The following is a 2,098-nucleotide window of genomic DNA, read 5'->3' as shown; positions in this document are numbered from 1 at the left end:
TTTGGCCAGGTCGAGGAGATCATCAAGGCTTATCGACCGCTGCCGGACGGTGTTCCGGAGCGCAACGACTGGGCCAACGAAGCAGTGGCCATCACCCGGCTCGAACAACACTTCACCGACGTGATGACATTCACCGCGACCGTCCCGTGGAACTTCGCGTCCGCTGGGGCTGCCACAGAGTTCTTGTTCACCAACTCCGCGTCCCATATCGCGGCCTGCAGTGGTCTAGATCCGGCACAGGTGGACAAGCTCACCGCCGAGGTCGAACGGCTCACCACAAGGTCATCGATGACATCTGACGGCATTCGTATCGACCTGGAGTACATGATTCTGCTCGGAAAGGTTCCGGCGTGACTACGACCCCCCGAACACCCGTACTGAACATCAACTTCATGTCGCCGGAGGTGGTCGCCGACCCGTTTCCGATCTATGAACGAATCCGGTTGCTCGGCAGGTGTGTTTATAACGGATTGGCCGACGTGTGGATGGTGACTGGATACGATGACGCAGTGGCGATTCTCGGGGATCCCTCCCGTTACTCCTCGCGGGTACTCGCCGATGAGAAATTCGGACCGTGGTACGACGGTGCAGCCACCATGCTGGGCAGCGATCCACCTGACCACGACCGGCTACGTTCCGTGCTGCGCCACTGCTTCACAGTACGCGCCGTGGCGCGCTGGGAGCCGCTCGTCCGCGCCACTGTCGAGGATGTGTTCGCCGCTCTGCGGGAGCCACTACGCGACGGGGAACCCATTGACGTGCTCACTGGCGTGGCGTTCCCACTCGTCGCCCTGGTCACCTGCAGGATGCTGGGCGTCCCGGAGTCGGACAGCAGCCAGGTCATTCGATGGACACAGGAGATGGCCGTCGGCAGCGTTGCCGCGGTGTTGGCGGACACCGAGCCAACGGCCGCGGCACTCTACCGAAATGCGGTGAGCGCGGGGATGGCGTTGGCAGACTATACCCGCAGCAGACTGGCCAGTGAGGCGCCGGCCGAGGACAGCCTGCTAGCGCACCTGCTGGCAGCCCATCGCACGGGAACCCTGACCAGACCGGAGGTCGTAGCCGCCTGTGTACTACTCCTTATGGCGAGTACCGAGACCACGGCCAAGCTGATCGCCAACGCGATCGTTCTGATCGCCGCGCATCACGACCAGCGCCGTGCTCTGCTTGCCGACCGCTCACTCACCGGAGCTGCCGTGGAGGAGGTTATCCGGTTCAGTGGACCGGCGCAGTTCGACCCCAGAACGGTGACCGAGGATACCGCGATCGGTGCGGTCTCCCTGTTGCCCGGCGAAACCGTCTGGGTCTTGACCGCTGCGGCAGGCCGCGATCCCATCCGCTTCCCCCATCCAGAGCGGTTCGATATTACTCGCTCACCCAATCGGCACCTCGGATTCGGTCATGGAATCCATTTGTGTCTCGGCGCTCCGCTCGCACGCGTCGAGGCACGCCTGGCTCTGGAGCAGTTGCTGTCGTTCGTTTCTGACTACGTCGTCACCACCATCGACTATGGACAGTCTTTTTTCGTACGCGGTCCAGTACGCCTGGAGATCGCACGCACCAGACCGGATTAGTGGCCATGCCAGAGCTGTTCGAAACGAAGATCCGATGTGCCGGCTTGACTGAGGTTCGGAAGCGGCTGACCGACGCGGGTGGGTCTCTCGATACATTCGTGCATCAACGCGATACCTACTTCCAGGTACCGGTCGGTTGGCTCAAACTTCGGGTGTCCGTAGACGCCGCACAACTGGTCGCATACCATCGACATCAGGGGCCCGACCGGCGGTGCATATACATCACAACCGACGTCACCGATCCCGATTCGTGCAGGAACGTCTTCGGGGCTTTGCTGGGAGTGCTGGTCGACGTGGTCAAGACCCGGGAGGAATGGAGACTCGACTCGACTATCGTTCATCTTGACGAGGTTGTCGGACTAGGCGCGTTCGTTGAGCTCGAAACAGCCGTTATACCTGGCATGCAGGCCGATATTATTCATCGGCGACACCGACGATCACTCGCTTTGGAGGCCGAACCCGACATCCCCATGTCCTACGCCGATCTGCTACTGGGTCTGTCGCATTAGGAGTCGAAATGA

The 2,098-nt window shown here is 61.4% G+C and carries 3 protein-coding genes; all 3 read left to right on the top strand.

The genetic code is table 11. From position 1 onward, the window contains the following. Window positions 1–354 (top strand): hypothetical protein (locus AC08OQ_RS14385; RefSeq protein WP_462203500.1); only part of this gene is annotated, 354 nt, incomplete at its 5' end. Next, window positions 351–1,577 (top strand): cytochrome P450, encoded by a 1,227-nt coding sequence (locus AC08OQ_RS14380; RefSeq protein WP_476612114.1) that lies wholly within the window; start codon window positions 351–353, stop codon window positions 1,575–1,577. The genes AC08OQ_RS14385 and AC08OQ_RS14380, both read left to right, overlap by 4 nt. A gap of 5 nt (window positions 1,578–1,582) precedes the next feature. Next, window positions 1,583–2,086: a class IV adenylate cyclase gene (locus AC08OQ_RS14375; protein ID WP_462203502.1), complete on the top strand. Its 504-nt coding sequence runs from the start codon at window positions 1,583–1,585 to the stop codon at window positions 2,084–2,086. The last annotated feature ends 12 nt before the right edge of the window (window positions 2,087–2,098 follow it).

The organism is Frankia sp. CcCS3, from assembly GCF_977927575.1.
The sequence above is the reverse complement of the archived record's forward strand: the minus strand, read 5'-3'. Positions and strand labels throughout refer to the sequence as shown.